Source organism: Coleofasciculus sp. FACHB-1120 (genome assembly GCF_014698845.1).
GTDB lineage: Bacteria > Cyanobacteriota > Cyanobacteriia > Cyanobacteriales > FACHB-T130 > FACHB-T130.
This window is the reverse complement of sequence record NZ_JACJTV010000001.1, coordinates 268,584-285,867: the sequence shown is the minus strand read 5'-3', so window position 1 is coordinate 285,867 and position 17,284 is coordinate 268,584. Positions and strand designations below refer to the sequence as shown.

Genomic DNA, 17,284 nt, shown 5'->3' with positions numbered 1-17,284 from the left:
CAAACCTTAACTCTGAACTTGCCGCCGCTTGGGTCGAAAATTCAAAAATGGGCTGAGGAGCAACAAACCTGGGAAGAAAAAGAAAACCAGGAAATACATGAAACTCCGTTCAAAGGAGCTAGCAACATACCAACGCTGTTGCAGGTAGGCATACAGGGCGAAGGGAATCACTACCAGGTAGGCTCCACTCAAAACTAGATACAATATCGCAACCATCATAATTTTTTCTGGCGGTAGAAGAACGAGGACGAGTACCGGCGTCCCGGCGCGAACATCAACACAAAAAGTCTCCCAAAAGAGAACTATCCGTTTAGACACCCGACGAACTGTCCATATTTTACCGTTTGCTGGAATCAGCCGCTTAATTGGTGAGACTACTAAAGGAATAGTTGCACAAAGTCCCCATTTAATGGTGCAATAGACAATGAAGTTAGTTTTGTAGAAGATACGGAACGATACTTCTCCCCATCAGGGGGGCATGGCGGAATGGCAGACGCTACGGACTTAGAAAACTGGGCCTTGATGGAGAAATCTGTCAAGTGACGGCTCTCAAATTCAGGGAAACCTAAATCTGGCAACAGACATGGCAATCCTGAGCCAAGCCAAAGTTAGTGATTGAGGACTGAGGACGGAGGACTGAGTGAATTTAAAACTCAAAACTCAAAATTCAAAACTCAAAACTCTTCGGAAGGTGCAGAGACTCGACGGGAGCTACCCTAACGTCAAGCCGAGGGTAAAGGGAGAGTCCAATTCTCAAAGTCTTAAAAGGCAGCAGCGAAAGCTGCGAGAGAATGAAAATCCGTTGACCGTAAAAGGTCGTGAGGGTTCAAGTCCCTCTGCCCCCATCTCAATTTAAGCCAGAATCCAGGATCATCTCCAGCGCGGCAATCCGTTGCTGCCTAAGAGATAAACCTGGATTCTGGCTTTTTCGGTTTCTGCTAGCTTAATACCGTTTATCGCGTTTCTAAATTGGGTGAAATATGTCGCGGCTCCAACGTTTTGACCACAGCCGCTGGGTAAGGGCGTTTTGATTGCCATGCCCCTCCAGATTTATTACACATAATCGAGATAATCGAGAATGAGGATGGTAGGGAAACCTAGGGTAATTGATTAGATTTACCAAGATTTTCCGCAGCAGTTACCAGCTTCACGTTGGGTTGATTCTTTTCATCTGCTTCCAGCAAACGAGCATCGATGAAAGTCTCTCTATCTCTAGATTTCTCTTCTGACTTTCGAGCAACCGATTGTTTGCCCGCAGCCGCATTTTGCCTTACCTTCGTTTCGGTCGAGCCAATCCGAATTTGAATTTGGGGACCGGAGCTGGCAAGCCGAATAATCATCCCATCAACCACCGGCACTTGGGCGATGCGTTTTCCATCGAGATAGGTGCCATTTGCACCTAAACTAACAACTTCCCAATCGGAACCATTGCGCCGGATCTCGACGTGGTGGCGAGAAACAACCGCACTATAAAGAATGACATCATTCTCGGTTGACCGTCCAATCCGAATTACTACTGATTCGGGTTCAAAAGTCCAATTCTGAACTGGTATAGATTGGATAGGATGCAGCAGGGTCAGGGTAATCACCGATGTTACATACTTCTAAAGATTTCCGCCTCTAGGCTTGGGACTCGTAACACTGTCAACCGAAGTGACTTCCTCGATTCAAGGAATTGAGAGAAATCCCCCATGACTGGAGTTAGACCGCGAACTTTGGGTAGAACGTGGGCAGATGGAATTCTAAACCCTTTTGACCTCGTTCCACCTGGTTTCGCGTTTTTAGTTCCAAGGCACCCACGGGTGTTACCAATGGCAATCGTATCATGAGGGCGTCAAGTCGGTGCATCCCCCGAATTGATTCGATGGGATTACCAATTTCTCTCACTTCCAGGTTTATTAAACGGTGGGAATTTCCATAAACCTGAGTCCGATGCCAAATTGTTTCCCTCAAGCCTATCACTTAAAAAAACAGTCTGCAATTGCCATAACCCCTCACCCCAAGAGGCGACACAGCATGATTTTCAGGCTTTGCGATCGCATCGAACAGTCTCTGGGATTAAGAGAGTTGGAACAAGAATGTCATCTTGTCGCCTTTACCTAAGCCAATGCGATCGCCTGTTCTTAAACGGTGCCGATTGCCGCTAGGCAGGGGGTTATGGTTAATGTAGGTGCCATTCGCACTCCCAACGTCTTCTATGTAGAAGGCGTCTCCCTCCACGCGAACATCCGCATGAATCCGAGAAACAATCTCGGAATTGGGGAATCCTGAAACATCGATATCAGGCGGAATCTGGTCATTCGGTTTGCCAATGTGAATTACCGACAGTTGTGCTGGCAATTCAATCATCGTATCCGTTTGGATGTGCAAGAGACGGGCATTTTGCTGCTGTAGCTGCGTTTTTGAGCTACCAGAGGCACTTGCTGCGGGCGCTGCGGGCGCGGGTGGAGTGCTGCTAGAAGCCGCCGCTGGGGGTGGACTGACGCTTGCTCGTTCCTCGGCTGCTTCCTCCTGTGCAGGTGGCTGACTCACCACTGTAGCTGGAACGGGTGGCACCGGAGCGGGGACATCCGGGTTAGAACTGGGCATCGAGGGTTGAGGGCTAGCCACTAAAGGATCGGGTGCCACCAGCGGCTCAGGTGCCATTAAGTCCGGGACGCTGGGGAACGGGTCTAATCCGGTCGATGAGCCTATCTCGCCTGAACTGCTCGGTCGCAGGTTAGAACCACACTGACCGCAGAAGGTGGCGTCGGTTTGGACGGGTGCGCCACAGTTGGGACAGGCGGTGGTGGCGGGTAAGGGGGTGTAGCAAGCCTCACACTGGGCTGCTCCATCAGGATTTTGGTGATTGCAATTCGGGCAGACAATCATAAAACCTCCTTGCAGGCTGTATCCCTCCTAGAGATGGGAGTGGAAGGTGGAAATTCAAATATAGTCTGAATGGCGAGGCGTCTTAACTTTTTAGTTTAAGACTGGCTAGTTTAAGACTGGCTAGTTCAAGACCGGCTTAATTCAAGACCAGCAGCCTCATCAAAAAGCCACCAAAGTTCTCCTTGGGGCTGGATTAACCGACTGGGATAGGTTTGGTCGTCAGCGGTAGGGGCAAAAACCTGAGCGAGGGCAGGTCGTTTACTCGCACCGGCAACCACAAATATGACACACCGAGCATGATTAATCAGAGGTGCCGTGAAGGTGATCCGGGGTTGCCCGTCTTTGTTGCCGACGGTAATCAGGCGATCGCGTACATTCAAGGCTTCTGTGTGGGGAAACAGAGAAGCTGTATGTCCGTCGTCTCCAATCCCTAACAAAATGAGATCGAACGCTGGAAATTCACCGGGTTGAACTTGAAAAAACTCCCTGATGTGTTGTTCGTGCTGATCCGCTGCGACAGATGGATCGGCTTCCTCGGTGGGCATGGGGTGGATGTTAGCGGCTGGGATATTTACTTTATCCAGCCATGCACTCCGCGCCATCCCTTGGTTACTATCGGGATGGTCTGGCAGCACGTAGCGTTCGTCGCCCCAAAAAATGTGAATTTTATCCCAAGGCAGATTTTGGGTCGCGATCGCTTCATACAGCGGCTTAGGGGTGCTGCCACCGGACAAGGCGATAGTACAGCTCGATCGCTGTTCGATTGCGGCGTGAATTTGCTCGACGCACACTTGGAGCGATCGCTCAATCAGCGCCGTTTTATCTGGTAAGACTTCAACGATTTTGTTCATCTATGGGGATGAATTGATGATTTCCAGCTCTACCATACCGAAAATCTTACAGTTTCTTCTTCTTAGTACCCATTAATATATGTGTCTGGAACAATTTATTCGCTGTTCTCAAAGAGGAAGCGTCAGGTTGGACTAGCCGTAGCACCCGGAAGTCCTTATCGTGGTTGATTAATATAGATTACTTTTAGCGCTGGGAGAATCTTTCAAAATGGGACGAATTTTTATTTCAGCCGGTCATGGTGCTGGAGAGCCAGGAGGACAAGCAGGTGGCACCACAGAGGCTCAAGAGATGATTCTGCTGCGCGACCAGATTGTACCTGAACTGCGATCGCGGGGTTTTGAAGTTCTTTCTGTCCCAGACGACCAGACTTCAACGCAGTCGATTTCCTGGATCAACGCCCGCTCTCGTAGCGGTGACGTGGCGCTAGAAATCCATGCCGATGCCTATTCTAACCCAGCGACTCGTGGCGCTACAGTCTTCTACATTTCCAACAACGAGGAACGCAAGCAGAATGCCGAACTGCTACTTTTGGCGCTTTTGCGCCGCGTTCCCCAGCTGCCCAGCCGGGGAGTCAAGCCAGATACCGCCACCGGCGTCGGACGTTTGAGCTTCTGCCGCGACACTTTTATTCCCTCCCTGCTAATGGAAGTTGGCTATCTCACCAACCCGGATGACCGATTCTTAATTCAGAATCGCCGCCGCGACATCGCGCTAGGAATTGCAGACGGATTGGCATCTTGGAGCCGAGGCGGTACTCCTAGCCCCAATCCTGGCACTTCCCCCACCTATCCTTCCATCAATATCAATATTAATAACCAGGTCTATGGGGAGAAGGGCGTTCTTATCAATAGCAACGCCTACATCCCTATTGACCTAGTGGACAGGCTCGCAATTGACTTGACAAATAACACCTCAGTCCGCCGCGTGTCCTACCGAGGTGTCGTCTATGTCAAAGCCATTGAACTTCGGCCTTTTAATATCTCGGTTGGTTGGGATAGCGCCACCCGCACCCTGTCTTTGCGCTCTATTTTACCCATCTGTCCCGGTCAACTAGACCGGATTATGGGATATGGCAATACCTCCGAGGTACAGATGATTATGTTCCTCAAAGCCAATAACGAGAACGCCCTTGTCCAGTTTCCCGACTTACCCAAACTTTACCGGGAAGAAGCCACAATCGAGGGCGTCAACTATGACATTGCCTTCTGTCAAATGTGTGTCGAAACCGGCTTTTTGCGCTTTGGGGGCGACATTAAGCCCAGCCAAAATAATTTTGCCGCTTTAGGATCGATTGGCGGTGCTTCTGAGAGCGCGACCTTCCCCAGCGCCAGAATTGGCGTCCGCGCCCATATCCAACACTTGAAAGCTTACGCGAGTTTAGAGCCTTTGGTGCAGGAACTGGTCGATCCGCGCTTTCGCTTTGTGACGCGGGGCGTCGCGCCGCTGATTTCTCAGTTGAGTGGACGGTGGGCGGCAGATCCACAGTACGGCACCAAGATTGAGGCAACTCTCAGAAGGTTGTATGAGTCAGCGGCACTATTGTAAGGAGTAAGGACTGAAAAGTAAGGGCTGAGGGGTGAGGACTGAGGTATTAACAAGGGAGAGGCAACAGAACTCCAGACTCAACACTTCCGCCTTGGGCGCATTAAGTTAACTTCAACTCTCTTACTGTTTTATGTGTCGCGTGCTTCTACTCAGCCCTCAACCCTCTGCCCTCCCCAATCCTGAACCCTCAGTCCTCACCCCTGATTAGGCGGTTTTGAAAAAGCGGATAATTTCACGGACGTGATCGAGAAATTGCCCATCGGCGCTGAGTTGAGCGATCGCATTTTTCGCTTCTCTGGATAAGCGCTCGTGATCGGCTTGGTTTGTGGCTCGCAGTTCTTCGATTGTGGCATTCACGCGGGCTAATTCTTTGCGAGTTTCATCGCCTGAGCGCTGTTGAGTGGCGACAAAAGAATATGGATCTTCAGGATTCATTTGCGCTTCTAATTGCTTGAGGGCATACTCTAAATTATCAAAGCGGCTACGCAGTTCCCAAATATCTTGGCGAGGATACTGAAATTCTTGGCGAATCATCAACAACCGGGTGGCTAAATATTCGTAGGTTCGCACGGCGGGACGCAAAGCTGTTAATAGCAAAGCCGCACCGGAACTGACATATCCAACCGCACTGATACCCGTTACGGCGAGAGTATAAAGACCGCCAGCAGAGAGAAAATGAAGCGCGATCGCTACCCAAAATGACCGATTTGCAATAACTTTTGCATACTTAACTTGCTTCTCATCAATCGCAATTCCCTTTTCTGTTGACAGTGCTGCTTCTGCTATGACTTCTTTAGCATCAAAGTGGATATTCCACGGAACTGTCACAATCACCAGCAGCCACCAAAAACTTGCCGCGCCAATTACCCAATCGATAAAGTTACCCGCTGGCACATTTAACCCTTGGACTACGCCAAAAGCTACCAGCATCAAAACTACCAGACCCACGCTGAAACCAATAAAGTTGAAATACATCTGTGTCATCTCTGCCTGAGGGAATTGCCTCAATCGTGGCTGGGGATAACGGTGACGATAGATTGGGTTGTGATAGTTTGGCAACTTTCACATGAGTTGGATTTTTAAACCGCGTTGGCGAAGCCTGCGCGAAGCGCTTAGACGCAAAGAACGCGAAGGAAAGAACATGGAGGAAGAGATTGGTGAATTTGTGGAGTTTCAAGTAAACAAGCGGAACCGATTCGATGCCCTCTGTCGAGTTTTTTATGAGATTAAGAAAGACAAAGATGCGAATTTATGGCGCGATGACAAAGATTGGCTGACCTTTTTTGATGATGAAGCGTTATCCCATTTTTGGTGGCCTACTGAAGAAGAACGGGCTGAACATTACCGTCGCTGGTTTGCCACTCCTGTAGAACAGAGGTGGACTGACCCTAGCCTAGAAACCCCGTGGGATTTTGAGTCTATGATTTATGCCTTCAAAGATGGTGAGTACCAACTAACTGCCTGTCGGATGATTTCTGCGGATAAAGCTAGGCTTGAATTTTACTCTTACGCCTATCCCTATGGCGGTACAGGCTGTATGGAAGCATTAATTGAAGCATTTGGTTTTTTTGTTATTGCAGAAAACGATGAGGCAGGATGGATAGAAATTTATTAAATATTGATGGTTCAAATTTGATTTATTGAATCAACCAAGTGCGCCAAGTCGGTTCAGTGTTTGTGTTAATAGATTGAGGAATTGCCAGACGCCAAGTTTTTCCTTCGATTTGGCGTTGCAAGTAGATATCAAAGTGGTTTTGTTGTTGAGTTACCTGATGGCTGGGTCGTTGCAGGGTAAAGTTGTAAGTGCCTTGGATGTGGTAGGCGGGTAACTTTTGAATCAACAAAGGTTCCTCGTGGGTAACTCGTATTTGAGCGATTTCAAAGCTGGCGGGTTGCTGGAATAACTGCTGACTCAGCTGCTTTTGGGTTTGGCTGACTTGAAGCGCGATCGCTTTCTGTACCAGTTGACCTCCGGGTGCCGGTACACCAATGCCGCAAGCTGTCAGCAGCCCTAGCAAAATCACTGTCAAAATAATTCGCAGCATGGCGTTTAACTTCATCCTCCATTTCCTACGTATCACAGCCGGAACGATAGGATAGGCTGTGTGCATTCTTCGAGTTCTAAATCCATCATGTCAAAAAAAGCCCTAGGGTTAGATGACCAGCTTTACGATTACCTGCTTTCTTCATCCTTGCGAGAACCAGAGATTCTTCGCCGTCTGCGGGAAGAAACGGCTAATCATCCCTATGCCAGGATGCAGATTTCCCCAGAACAAGGGCAATTTATGGCGCTGTTGGTTCAGCTAATGGGGGCAAAGAAAACGCTGGAAGTGGGCGTGTTTACTGGCTACAGTTCTTTGTGCGTGGCTTTGGCACTTCCCCCAGACGGGAAGATTATTGCTTGTGATGTCAGTGAAGAATTCACCTCGGTAGCGCGGCGCTATTGGCAGGAAGCTGGGGTGGCAGACAAGATCGATCTGCGAATCGCACCGGCGCTGGAAACGCTGGATCGGCTGTTGGTAGAACAGGCACAGACGTTTGATTTTGCCTTCATCGATGCCGATAAGAGTAATTATGACGGGTATTATGAGCGATCGCTCCAGCTGGTGCGTCCCGGTGGTTTAATTGCCATCGATAATGTCCTGTGGAGCGGACGAGTTGCGGATCCTCAAGATCGGGATAACAGCACTCAGGCGATTCGAGCTTTTAATCAAAAATTACATCACGATGAACGGGTTTCTATCAGTCTCGTTCCAATAGCAGATGGATTGACCTTAGCGGTTAAGCGATAACGAGATCGAAGATACTTCGCAAAAAGAACGCTTATGACAGATGAGAAACTGACTACCCAAAATGAGCAAGCTAATCTAGATAACTCAACTCTGAAACCGGAAGAGGACGACAAACCAAGGTTGCTAGTCGAAGGTCAAAACGAAAATATTACCTCTCCTCCTCCAGATATTGCCGCAGAACACGCCGCTGTTGCCCGTGCGACGCTAGATTTGACGATGGGAATTGAAGACGATTCGTAATTGCCAGAAATAAATTCAGTTGGAGTGAGAGGGAGCGATCGCTTCCACCAAAAACCCCTAGCATTAGCTGGGGGTTGTGCAATACGTCGAGAAGATAGCGTGTTACTTTTTTTGTTTCGCTTTAAAAGAGCTTACCCAGAAAATCTAGCTAGAAGATAAAAGTCCCCGGATTCTAATGTTTTGTCTTATTTCAAAACATTGAATTATTGTTCCCGTGGTATCTTGTTTCAACCCATTGCAGCATATCAACTTCACAGCCAAAGATTGCAGAGCTGCCGCTGAAAGGATCGTAAGCTTCCCACCAGATATTTCCAAAGCGGTCGGACTTCTTCCAAACTTTTACCTCTGGCTCTTGAGTGAAGAATGTAACTAAATGCTGCCAAACACTATTCAGTATAGAAAATACTTTGGTCTCCTGAACAGGCTTCTGCTCCTTGTGAGTATACAGAGTTTCTAGCCTTTTCCTGTCAAAACAGTTTTCAGACGTCTCCATAGTAAATTTCTCCGCTTTAAGATAGAATAAATTTCGGATTGTGCTGCAAAAAAAGTAGGATAGACAAACTTATTTGCTTGCAGCAGTTCTCAATATGGATTCCGCCGCAACTGATGAAGTTTAATTACAGAGTAAAGTTGAAGATTAGAAGCTTACTTCCTCCAGTAGAATCACCTGAATGGGTGATGTGGAACTAGAGATGAGCTTGTAAAATCTCGACTAATTCAACCAAAAAATCTAGATTGCACAACCTAAATTTGCTGACAAATTAAATGTAACTTTTGGTTATTTGATAGACAAAGCAATATTTATATAGCTACTATGAATAAAATTCATATATAGAAGAAATGATTTGACTGCGTTTGCGACAATGCATACACCGCTTGCATAACCGCCATGAATGAAATCAATAAAAGCCGGATGAAGCTTTCCCAGATTCGTGCTTTAGTCGCAGTGGCAGACTACGGCAACTTCAGCGAAGCCGCCTTGCAGTTGGAGGTATCGCAGTCAGCAATCAGTCATGCGATCGCAAGTTTTGAAGAAGAATTGGGAGTCGTATTACTAGCTCGCGGTCGTTATGGAGCGCGTCTTACCCCAGTCGGAGAGCGCATTACGGCTCATGCTCGTAAATTGCTACAGCTTTTGGAAGCAATGGAGAAGGAAGCCAATTTAGAAAAAGGCTTACAGGGTGGAAACGTGCGGGTTGCCTGTTTTCGGAGTGTGGCGACTCATATTCTCCCGACAGTGATCGCTCGATTTCGCAGTTGCTTCCCCAATATCACTGTAAGCATCGTTGATGGTGATGACTACTCGCGCGTGGGAGATGCTTTACGTGCAGGTTATGCCGATATTGGCTTTATCTATTTACCCGCTGGTAATGAATTTGAAACTTGGGAAATCTTGCGGGATGATTACGTTCTCCTACTCCCGCCTACTACTAATTTAAGTAGTGCCAAAGTTACCTGGAAGCAGTTAGCCACTTATCCTTTGATTATTAGTTCCGGCATTCCCTGCAATGAATGGATTCGCAAATACTTGGTAATCGCAGAATACCCGCTCAACATTGCTTATGAAATCAAAGAAGATTCAACTATCGTCAGTATGGTTTCGCAAGGATTAGGGGCGGCAATTCTGCCTCGCCTTGCTGCCGAACCTGTACCCGCTGGGGTGCGCGTGTGTAGCTTGCCAGCGCCTCTAGAGCGAGTAATTGGAGTAGCGGTTCTCGCAAATGCCCTTCATACTCCAGCCGTCTATGCATTTCTAGATGCTATCCGGAATACAGGACGCTTTGCTGTTAAAGCAGCGGTTTGATTTAAGTTAAGGGGAGAGCGCTTTAGCGAAAGTTAAGTGGATTTACAATACTCATAACGCATCTGATCGTGGTGGGAACTTCAAGAATCGGCTTTTACCTTTGATAATTTTACTTTAAGAGAATTAATAAAAGCTGAACAAGATACTAACATAAACTTAGCATCTTCAAAATCTAAACTAGATTCTTCCAACAAAGCGTGACGTATTCCACCCGCATCGTTTGTATAAGCGTACATTTTTTCCAGAGCGTCTTTTAATCTAGGATTAATTTCTACAATACTTTTCTTTTCTATATATTGAATAGCTTTTCCTAAACTGGACGCTCTTTCTCTACCAGCTATAAATATACAAATAGATTCAACAGCACTTATTGATTCTTTTATAGAATTTCTATAGTCTGGGTTTTCTTTATCTGAAAGTAAGCTTAATGCTCTTTCTAAATGTTCCGATACAGGCTTGAATTTCTCTACGATTTTTAAAGATTCTTCTATCTCATTAATTTCTATTTCCGAAGTTATCCGTGCAATTCGATAGTTAACAAAACGGTAGGCAGATAATTCGCGCTGCAAAATATAATTGCAACGCTCTGTAAATATTTCAGATTTTTTATTATCAGGATATACACGAACAACAAATTCTATAAAGTCATATACTTCATTCCATTTGCAATTAAAAAAATGATTTCTAAGTATTGTGTAAACACTAGGCCAATATTCTGGCAAATCATCAATTGGTAGCTTAAAATAATGCAGCCATACTTGATGAAGAAAATAAATCATATGGTCAAGAGGAATAATCCCATATGGATGTTTTTTAAAAGATATGAAATCTATAGTCTTTATTCCCTTAAGGCTATCCCAATAATAAATACATAAATTACTCCATAACCCATTTCGGAGAGGCTCATCCATGCCATCACTTTGAAGTATATTTATAACTGGCTTAATACCTTGTCTTTGAGAAAACGATTCCATACTATATTAGAGAAAAATTTCAATAATGTTAAGAATAAGCAGCCAAGTCTAGATGGATGTAAATGAAGATATTTGAGCTACTTAGTTAGCTACATTATAGCTGGCTTGTTTTGTATCAATATGGTTATAAGATAATTTGTGGCTTCACTTGGCGATGGCTTATTAACTTCTTTTTTAAGAAAGCCGTGATCGCTTCCCCACCAAATCCCTACCGGAGGCTAAACAGCACCGCCACTCCGCCCAAGGCGACTAAAACGCCTAAAATAGCTCGAAAACTGACAATATCACCCATCCAAATCGCTAGAGGCAAGACAAACAAAGGGCTAGTAGAACTCAGCGTTTGGGCAATTCCTGCGGGGGCGAATTTCAGAGAAATTTGTTGCAGCCAGATGCCGAGATAGGTGCTGAAAAAAGCGGTTATGGCAATGACTCCCACAATGCGCCAAGACTGCAACGGTTTAAGCCAGTCATTGGCTTGACGCCGCCCCAGCAACTTCCACAGCAGTAGCACCAGTACCCCCGCCCCCAAGCGCACCAAGGTACTCCACAAGGGGCTGATACTCGATTGGATGAGGGCTGTCCGCGAGAGGACGGCACCTGTTGCCTGTGCTACTGCTGCCAGTAAACCCCAACTAATTCCCCGCATCGTCAGATGCTTGCTTTCAGCGGTGGAATTAGGCACCCGTTCCGTCACCACCCAGACGACGCCCAGAATGGTTAATAAAATTCCGCACCAAGCAGCAGCCGTCAGTTGTTCTTGTAAAAAGACTAGCGCTAACACGGCTGTTAAGGGGGGTGCTAGGGTTTCTAATATCAAGGTACGCCTTGCACCCAGGCAGTTGATCGCTGCAAAATAAGCCGTATCTCCCAATCCAATGCCAAGGACGCCACTTAGTAGCAATAGTGTCAGTGCAGTCGGGTTGATTTCAGGTAGCAGCTGTCCTTGCAAAAGTAGGGTGAGGACAAGGAACGCGATCGCGATTATCCCTTTGAACAAGTTCAGTTCTAGGGGTGGGATTTGCCGTCCCAAGCGGCTGTAAACCACCGAAGCGATCGCCCATAAAAAGGCGGCACTCAGCGCCGCCACTTCTCCTTTAAAATTTGTAATCCAATTAAGAAAATTTGTTAAAAATAGCATCCCTAATTTTTTAAATCAGTCATCCTGATGTAAATTTTACCGAAGGGTATACCTCTCAGTTGAGCCTGCACATTTCTTTAGGCAGATATTTCTCGTTTATCAAACATTATATAAATTTACTTGAGTGGGATGCAAAAGATGTTAGCAATGTGACCATACTATTCTTTAACAATTGGTAGGATTCCGAAAGAAAGAAAATTTTGAGGAGACGGCGATGAACTATACCTTTGAAATTTTAGGGGTATCTCCCATTCTTTATTTCTTCAACCATCAACAGGAAATTATTCAAACAGCTCCCCAGAGAGCAGAATACTTAGGAAGCCCTAAATGCACGCTAGATGCTTTTCTGGAATCAGTAGAAATGGTTCCCCCCAAGCGAGGCTGGAATTTAGAAGAGATTCTAGATACGATGGTAGACTTTTGGCTGAACAATTCTGACAATATCCAATATTGGAACAAGCGCCTTAAGGATGCTGGCAAAGAGAATTTGTTAGTCGCAAGAGTTGCCGATCTGAAGGCATTACGGGCTGAGTTTGACTCCTTATTGGGTCAAAATTTTTAATTTATCAGTATCATCGCAGCTAGACAGAGGCGCGAGTCAGGATTACTCGCGCTAACTACTGGCGGCAGCGCCAATAAAGGTCGCATCATTGAGGCATTCAGGGGAAACAGCGAAGAAAGCCCAGACGTTACGCGATCGCACTCCAATCGCACTCTAACAGGGGGCACGATTGGATCGTCGAAAAAATTGCCACCCGTCTACTATTCCGGAAATAATACAAGTGTACTAAACTAGGTTTTACCGAACCCAATACAAGACCTGAAATCTTTAAGTCTGGGGGCAATCTGTTACAAAAGGTTTTGAAGCAAGAGCTTTGCAACTCACTTGCATGAAGTTTGCACTGCACCATTAACATCAAAACTAATTTTGTTGTATCAGTGCCAGAATTTTATCCACAAACAGTTGATGATCGACAACTGGTTTAGAAATGTATTCATCGGCACCACTTTGCTGGAGGAAATTTTCGCGATCGCCTTCCATCGCATTAGCTGTCACCAGAATAATCGGTAGATTGGCAGTTTGGGGGTCAGCTTTTAATATTTGGGTGATTTTTATGCCATCCACTGATTTACCCTGGTAAAAACTGTTTGTTAAGGAAACATCCATCAAAATAATGTCAGCCTCCTTAGATTGGGCAATTTGGATTACTTCTTCTACATTTTCAGTATGTTTGACTTGCAAACCGGCTCGCTTTGTCAGGATTTTAGAAAAAACCCGAACATTAATCGGATCGTCTTCTACAATCAAAACAGTTTTCATCGAGTTTTTCCCTTCAATCGCGTTGTTTTGCAGAGTCGTGGTCGTGGCTTTTTGGTTCAAGCCTATTATGAAAAGTTCTTTCTTACGTTGGCATTTATCGCCTAATTTGTCATCAATCGCAATAAGCAATTTTTCTGTTGTCAATAAATGTAATAGAACTTATAGGTAATAGAACTTATAGCAAAACAACTGAACCGAATTTCGCCTAGACATTTTTTCAGTACAGGATTACACGCAAAGATGCAACCGTCAGATTTTGAATATGGCCTTGAATAAGACCTTGAATATGCCATGAGCGCGATCGCTGGACGTGCTTTATTCAACGTCCGGGACAGTTTAAATGCCAGTTCGTGGGATTAACGCCAGAGCGCTCTTGAGGTAAGCTTGCCAGGGTTGTCGGGGGATGCGAGTCACGCCAGGTAAAGAAACCACTCACCAGGATTCCTTAAACAATACAAATGTACTAAACTGGTGGCAACAGAAGAGAGCAGAAGTCGAAAGGCAAGCAGCCACTAGAGAGCCTTCACGCTTTAAATGGAAGAAATTGCGTTTTACAACTCAGGGCGGTCAACGCCCGCCCTACCCCTGGAACATAAAAGTATTATTGTGGCAACAATGCCTTGATTTGATCCACAAACAGTTGATGATCGACAACTGGTTTAGAAATATAGCCATCGGCACCACTCTGTTTCAGGAAATTTTCGCGATCGCCCTCCATCGCATGAGCCGTAACCAGGATAATAGGCAAACTAGCAGTTTGCGGGTCAGCCTTCAACATCTGCGTGATTTTTATGCCGTCAACCGACTTACCCTGGTAAACACTATGGGCCAGGGAAACATCCATCAAAATAATGTCAGCCTCACCGGATTGGGCAATTTGCATCACCTCTTCCACGTTTTCGGTATGCTTAACTGCCAAACCGCCCCGCTTGCTCAGAATCTTAGAAAAAACCCGAGCATTAATCGGATCGTCTTCTACAATCAAAACGGTTTTCATCGAGTTTTTCCTTTCAATGGCGATCTTTGGAAGAGTCGTGGTCATAGCTGCGGTTCCATACTACTGTGAAAGGTTCTTTGTCACGTTGCCATTTGTGCCGCGATCGGTCATCAACCTCAAGATGCAAAAAGATTTTACGTTTTCAGGAAATTAGGGAATAAAACTCATGGCGAAACAACTGAACCTTTTGGCAACCGGACAGATCATCCCCACGCCTTTACACGCGGAGATGCAACGGTCTTATCTTGAATATGCCATGAGTGTGATCGTCGGGCGTGCATTACCCGATGTCCGCGACGGTTTAAAGCCGGTGCATCGGCGCATCTTGTATGCGATGCACGAACTCGGACTGACGCCAGACCGCCCTTATCGTAAGTGCGCCAGGGTGGTTGGGGATGTTTTGGGCAAATATCACCCACATGGCGATCAGGCGGTTTATGACGCCTTAGTGCGTCTGGTGCAAGAATTTTCCAGCCGCTATCCCCTCCTCGGCGGTCATGGTAACTTTGGCTCAGTGGATAATGACCCACCAGCGGCGATGCGTTACACGGAAACGCGACTGGCTGCAATTAGTCATGAAGCGCTTCTGAGTGAAATTGGCGAAGCCACAGTTGACTTCATCGGCAACTTTGACAATTCCCAACAGGAACCAACTGTACTGCCCGCTCAGCTGCCGGTGTTGTTACTCAACGGGTGTGCTGGAATCGCCGTCGGCATGGCAACGAATGTGCCGCCGCACAACTTGGGTGAGATCGTCGATGGTTTAATTGCCCTAATCGATCGACCCGATCTCCCCGACGGGAAGCTATGGGAGCTAGTTCCGGGGCCAGATTTCCCCACGGGGGGCGAAATTGTCGGAACAGAGGGAATTCGGGAAGCTTACAGCACGGGTCGCGGTAGTATCACGGTGCGGGGAGTCGCCCAGATTGAGGAAATCGCGGCAAGTCGGGGACGGCACAAGCGGACGGCAATTGTGGTGACGGAATTGCCTTTCCAGGTGAATAAGGCGGGTTGGATTGAGAAGGTAGCGGAACTGGTCAATCAGACAAAAATCGAAGGCATTGCGGATCTGCGGGATGAAAGCGATCGCGAAGGAATGCGGGTGGTGGTGGAATTAAAAAGAGACACCAATCCTCACCATGTCCTCGATCAACTTTATAGACAAACAGCACTGTGTACCAATTTTGGCGCGATCCTGTTGGCGTTGGTAGATGGGCAACCGCGTCAGCTCACATTGCGCCAGCTGTTGGAGGAATTTCTCAAGTTCCGAGAACAGACGCTGACTCGGCAGTATACCTACGAATTGGGTGAGGCAGAAAGACGCCTTCACATTGTCGAAGGATTGCTGGCGTCTTTAAGGGAGTTAGATGCGGTGATTGAAATTCTCCGGAATGCTCCCGATGGCAGCACCGCCAAGTTAAATCTGCAAGAACGCTTGAATATTAGTGAGGTTCAGGCGGATGCTATTTTGTCAATGCCCTTACGACGTCTCACTGGGTTAGAACGGCAAAATTTACAAGGTGAGTTTAAGGAGTTGTCAGAGAGAATTCATCTGTTGCAACTCCTGCTAAGCGATCGCCGCGAACTCCTGAAAGCTTTGAAAAAAGATTTGCGATCGCTCAAACGCAAATTCACCGATTCGCGTCGCAGCAAGATCCTGACTGGGGCGAAAGAATTAAAGACTCAGCCACTAGAGAAAAAACCTAACTCAAAAGAAAAAGACAAAAGTCGAAAGTCAGAAGCCAAAAACTCTACTCAGCCCGCACTCCTGACTCCTGAACACTTAGAAGAAGAGGCTCTTCTGGAGTTTACCCAGCGCGGATATGTCCGGCGCTTCCCTAAAAATGGGAATAAATCCACTGGGAAAGGTGATGGCGGCAATCGCCCGGATGATTTTGTCGTCAAAACTCACCTGACTAGCACCCAAGCCGAGTTAGTCGTACTCAGCAGCGGCGGCAAAGCTTACCCTGTTAAGGTGGGAGAGATTCCTCCCACCGGGAAGCAATCGCGGGGAACGCCGCTGATCGGCTTGCTATCCAACTCAGCACAAGTAGCAGCAGAAACGATTGTTTCCAACTTTTTCCTGCCTGAAGATCCCCAAAGTGCCGATTTAATTTTGCTCAGCGAACAGGGGAGAATCAAGCGCCTACCCCTGGTAGAACTGGCTAACCTCACCAGTCGCGGCATCACGCTCATGAAGCTGAAAGAAGACGATCGGTTAAAGTATGTCAATCTGGCTAAAACCGGCGTCCAGCTTGTCTTGGCAACTGGGGGTGGGCGTTTGCTGCGGCTTCAAGTCAACGATGACCATCTACCCTCGACGGGACGCACCACGATGGGAGTGCAGGCGATGCGGCTGCGGCGTTCCGAGCAACTGGTAGGAGCCTTAACGCTGCGGGATGACGAGAACATTTTAATCGTTTCCCAGTTAGGGTATGCCAAACGCCTGCCGATGAGTACAATCCGACTGGCAAATCTCGGCGACCTTGGCACCCAGGCACTGCATTTTACAAGCAAAACAGATGCTTTAGCAGCGATGGTCGCGGCTCCAGCAAAGTCTCAGATCGTCCTTCTGACCAACGCCCAGCGAGTCGTGCGAATGCCAGTAAGTTCAGTGCAGTTGCGCGGTAAAGATGGGACGGGCGATCGCTTGCTCGAACTCAACCCGGACGAAAAAATTGTTACGGTCGTTTGTTCGTAGTTGGGGGTTCGGGGTTTATCGGGAAGGATGATGAACCCCGAACTTGCAG

At 47.0% G+C, this 17,284-nt stretch carries 21 protein-coding genes; 7 read left to right on the top strand and 14 right to left on the bottom strand.

What is annotated here, in order from left to right; genetic code table 11:
• Positions 1-6: 6 nt before the first annotated feature.
• The 6 genes from ndhL to pgl all read right to left on the bottom strand — a co-directional run bounded on the left by ndhL (position 7) and on the right by pgl (position 3,722).
• Entirely contained in the window at positions 7-219 is a 213-nt protein-coding gene (ndhL, locus tag H6H02_RS01245) for an NAD(P)H-quinone oxidoreductase subunit L (RefSeq protein WP_190413562.1), read from the bottom strand.
• 651 nt (positions 220-870) lie between these two features.
• Positions 871-1,038 carry a hypothetical protein gene (locus H6H02_RS01240; RefSeq protein WP_190813849.1) on the bottom strand — a complete coding sequence of 56 codons (168 nt, stop codon included), beginning with the start codon at positions 1,036-1,038 and terminating at the stop codon, positions 871-873.
• A 59-nt stretch (positions 1,039-1,097) separates the two neighbouring features.
• Positions 1,098-1,589, bottom strand: a complete 492-nt coding sequence (locus H6H02_RS01235) for an FHA domain-containing protein (protein WP_190813847.1) — start codon at positions 1,587-1,589, stop codon at positions 1,098-1,100.
• 112 nt (positions 1,590-1,701) lie between these two features.
• Entirely contained in the window at positions 1,702-1,953 is a 252-nt protein-coding gene (locus H6H02_RS01230; protein WP_190813846.1) for a hypothetical protein, read from the bottom strand.
• A 105-nt stretch (positions 1,954-2,058) separates the two neighbouring features.
• Complete coding sequence (locus H6H02_RS01225; protein ID WP_190813845.1) at positions 2,059-2,871, bottom strand: FHA domain-containing protein; 813 nt, start codon at positions 2,869-2,871, stop codon at positions 2,059-2,061.
• A gap of 125 nt (positions 2,872-2,996) precedes the next feature.
• Positions 2,997-3,722 carry a 6-phosphogluconolactonase gene (gene pgl / locus H6H02_RS01220; protein ID WP_190813844.1) on the bottom strand — a complete coding sequence of 242 codons (726 nt, stop codon included), beginning with the start codon at positions 3,720-3,722 and terminating at the stop codon, positions 2,997-2,999.
• Between the two features lie 208 nt (positions 3,723-3,930).
• Here pgl and H6H02_RS01215 point away from each other — a divergent pair, with 208 nt between their 5' ends.
• Positions 3,931-5,268 (top strand): N-acetylmuramoyl-L-alanine amidase, encoded by a 1,338-nt coding sequence (locus tag H6H02_RS01215; protein WP_190813843.1) that lies wholly within the window; start codon positions 3,931-3,933, stop codon positions 5,266-5,268.
• Between the two features lie 204 nt (positions 5,269-5,472).
• On the opposite strand, the gene H6H02_RS01210 is transcribed toward H6H02_RS01215, so the two are convergent.
• Positions 5,473-6,243: a hypothetical protein gene (locus H6H02_RS01210; protein ID WP_190814215.1), complete on the bottom strand. Its 771-nt coding sequence runs from the start codon at positions 6,241-6,243 to the stop codon at positions 5,473-5,475.
• 91 nt (positions 6,244-6,334) lie between these two features.
• On the opposite strand from H6H02_RS01210, the gene H6H02_RS01205 reads away from it, so the two are divergent.
• Positions 6,335-6,883, top strand: a complete 549-nt coding sequence (locus H6H02_RS01205) for a hypothetical protein (protein ID WP_199328912.1) — start codon at positions 6,335-6,337, stop codon at positions 6,881-6,883.
• Between the two features lie 22 nt (positions 6,884-6,905).
• On the opposite strand, the gene H6H02_RS01200 is transcribed toward H6H02_RS01205, so the two are convergent.
• The gene (locus tag H6H02_RS01200; RefSeq protein WP_242040496.1) at positions 6,906-7,328 is read right to left on the bottom strand and encodes a hypothetical protein; all 423 of its coding nucleotides are present in this window, start codon (positions 7,326-7,328) and stop codon (positions 6,906-6,908) included.
• Between the two features lie 72 nt (positions 7,329-7,400).
• Between H6H02_RS01200 and H6H02_RS01195 the strand changes: the two genes are divergently transcribed.
• Together H6H02_RS01195 and H6H02_RS01190 are read left to right on the top strand one after the other, a co-directional pair.
• Entirely contained in the window at positions 7,401-8,060 is a 660-nt protein-coding gene (locus tag H6H02_RS01195; RefSeq protein WP_190813842.1) for a class I SAM-dependent methyltransferase, read from the top strand.
• A gap of 33 nt (positions 8,061-8,093) precedes the next feature.
• On the top strand, positions 8,094-8,300 hold the full coding sequence (locus H6H02_RS01190) for a hypothetical protein (protein ID WP_190813840.1): 207 nt from the start codon (positions 8,094-8,096) through the stop codon (positions 8,298-8,300).
• Between the two features lie 190 nt (positions 8,301-8,490).
• Here H6H02_RS01190 and H6H02_RS01185 read toward each other — a convergent pair whose 3' ends face one another.
• Entirely contained in the window at positions 8,491-8,793 is a 303-nt protein-coding gene (locus tag H6H02_RS01185) for a hypothetical protein (protein WP_190813838.1), read from the bottom strand.
• A 396-nt stretch (positions 8,794-9,189) separates the two neighbouring features.
• Between H6H02_RS01185 and H6H02_RS01180 the strand changes: the two genes are divergently transcribed.
• The gene (locus H6H02_RS01180; RefSeq protein ID WP_190813836.1) at positions 9,190-10,104 is read left to right on the top strand and encodes a LysR family transcriptional regulator; all 915 of its coding nucleotides are present in this window, start codon (positions 9,190-9,192) and stop codon (positions 10,102-10,104) included.
• 80 nt (positions 10,105-10,184) lie between these two features.
• Here H6H02_RS01180 and H6H02_RS01175 read toward each other — a convergent pair whose 3' ends face one another.
• Positions 10,185-11,078: a hypothetical protein gene (locus tag H6H02_RS01175; RefSeq protein WP_190813834.1), complete on the bottom strand. Its 894-nt coding sequence runs from the start codon at positions 11,076-11,078 to the stop codon at positions 10,185-10,187.
• 208 nt (positions 11,079-11,286) lie between these two features.
• On the bottom strand, positions 11,287-12,216 hold the full coding sequence (locus H6H02_RS01170) for a DMT family transporter (protein ID WP_190813832.1): 930 nt from the start codon (positions 12,214-12,216) through the stop codon (positions 11,287-11,289).
• 214 nt (positions 12,217-12,430) lie between these two features.
• Here H6H02_RS01170 and H6H02_RS01165 point away from each other — a divergent pair, with 214 nt between their 5' ends.
• Positions 12,431-12,778 carry a hypothetical protein gene (locus H6H02_RS01165; protein ID WP_190813830.1) on the top strand — a complete coding sequence of 116 codons (348 nt, stop codon included), beginning with the start codon at positions 12,431-12,433 and terminating at the stop codon, positions 12,776-12,778.
• On the opposite strand, the gene H6H02_RS01160 is transcribed toward H6H02_RS01165, so the two are convergent.
• The 3 genes from H6H02_RS01160 to H6H02_RS01150 all read right to left on the bottom strand — a co-directional run bounded on the left by H6H02_RS01160 (position 12,775) and on the right by H6H02_RS01150 (position 14,534).
• Positions 12,775-12,945 carry a hypothetical protein gene (locus tag H6H02_RS01160; RefSeq protein ID WP_190813828.1) on the bottom strand — a complete coding sequence of 57 codons (171 nt, stop codon included), beginning with the start codon at positions 12,943-12,945 and terminating at the stop codon, positions 12,775-12,777. The two genes, H6H02_RS01165 and H6H02_RS01160, sit on opposite strands and share 4 nt — an antisense overlap.
• Positions 12,946-13,138: 193 nt before the next feature.
• The gene (locus H6H02_RS01155; protein WP_190813825.1) at positions 13,139-13,537 is read right to left on the bottom strand and encodes a response regulator; all 399 of its coding nucleotides are present in this window, start codon (positions 13,535-13,537) and stop codon (positions 13,139-13,141) included.
• Between the two features lie 601 nt (positions 13,538-14,138).
• The gene (locus tag H6H02_RS01150) at positions 14,139-14,534 is read right to left on the bottom strand and encodes a response regulator (protein ID WP_190813823.1); all 396 of its coding nucleotides are present in this window, start codon (positions 14,532-14,534) and stop codon (positions 14,139-14,141) included.
• A gap of 166 nt (positions 14,535-14,700) precedes the next feature.
• On the opposite strand from H6H02_RS01150, the gene H6H02_RS01145 reads away from it, so the two are divergent.
• Positions 14,701-17,235 (top strand): DNA topoisomerase (ATP-hydrolyzing), encoded by a 2,535-nt coding sequence (locus H6H02_RS01145; protein WP_190813821.1) that lies wholly within the window; start codon positions 14,701-14,703, stop codon positions 17,233-17,235.
• The last annotated feature ends 49 nt before the right edge of the window (positions 17,236-17,284 follow it).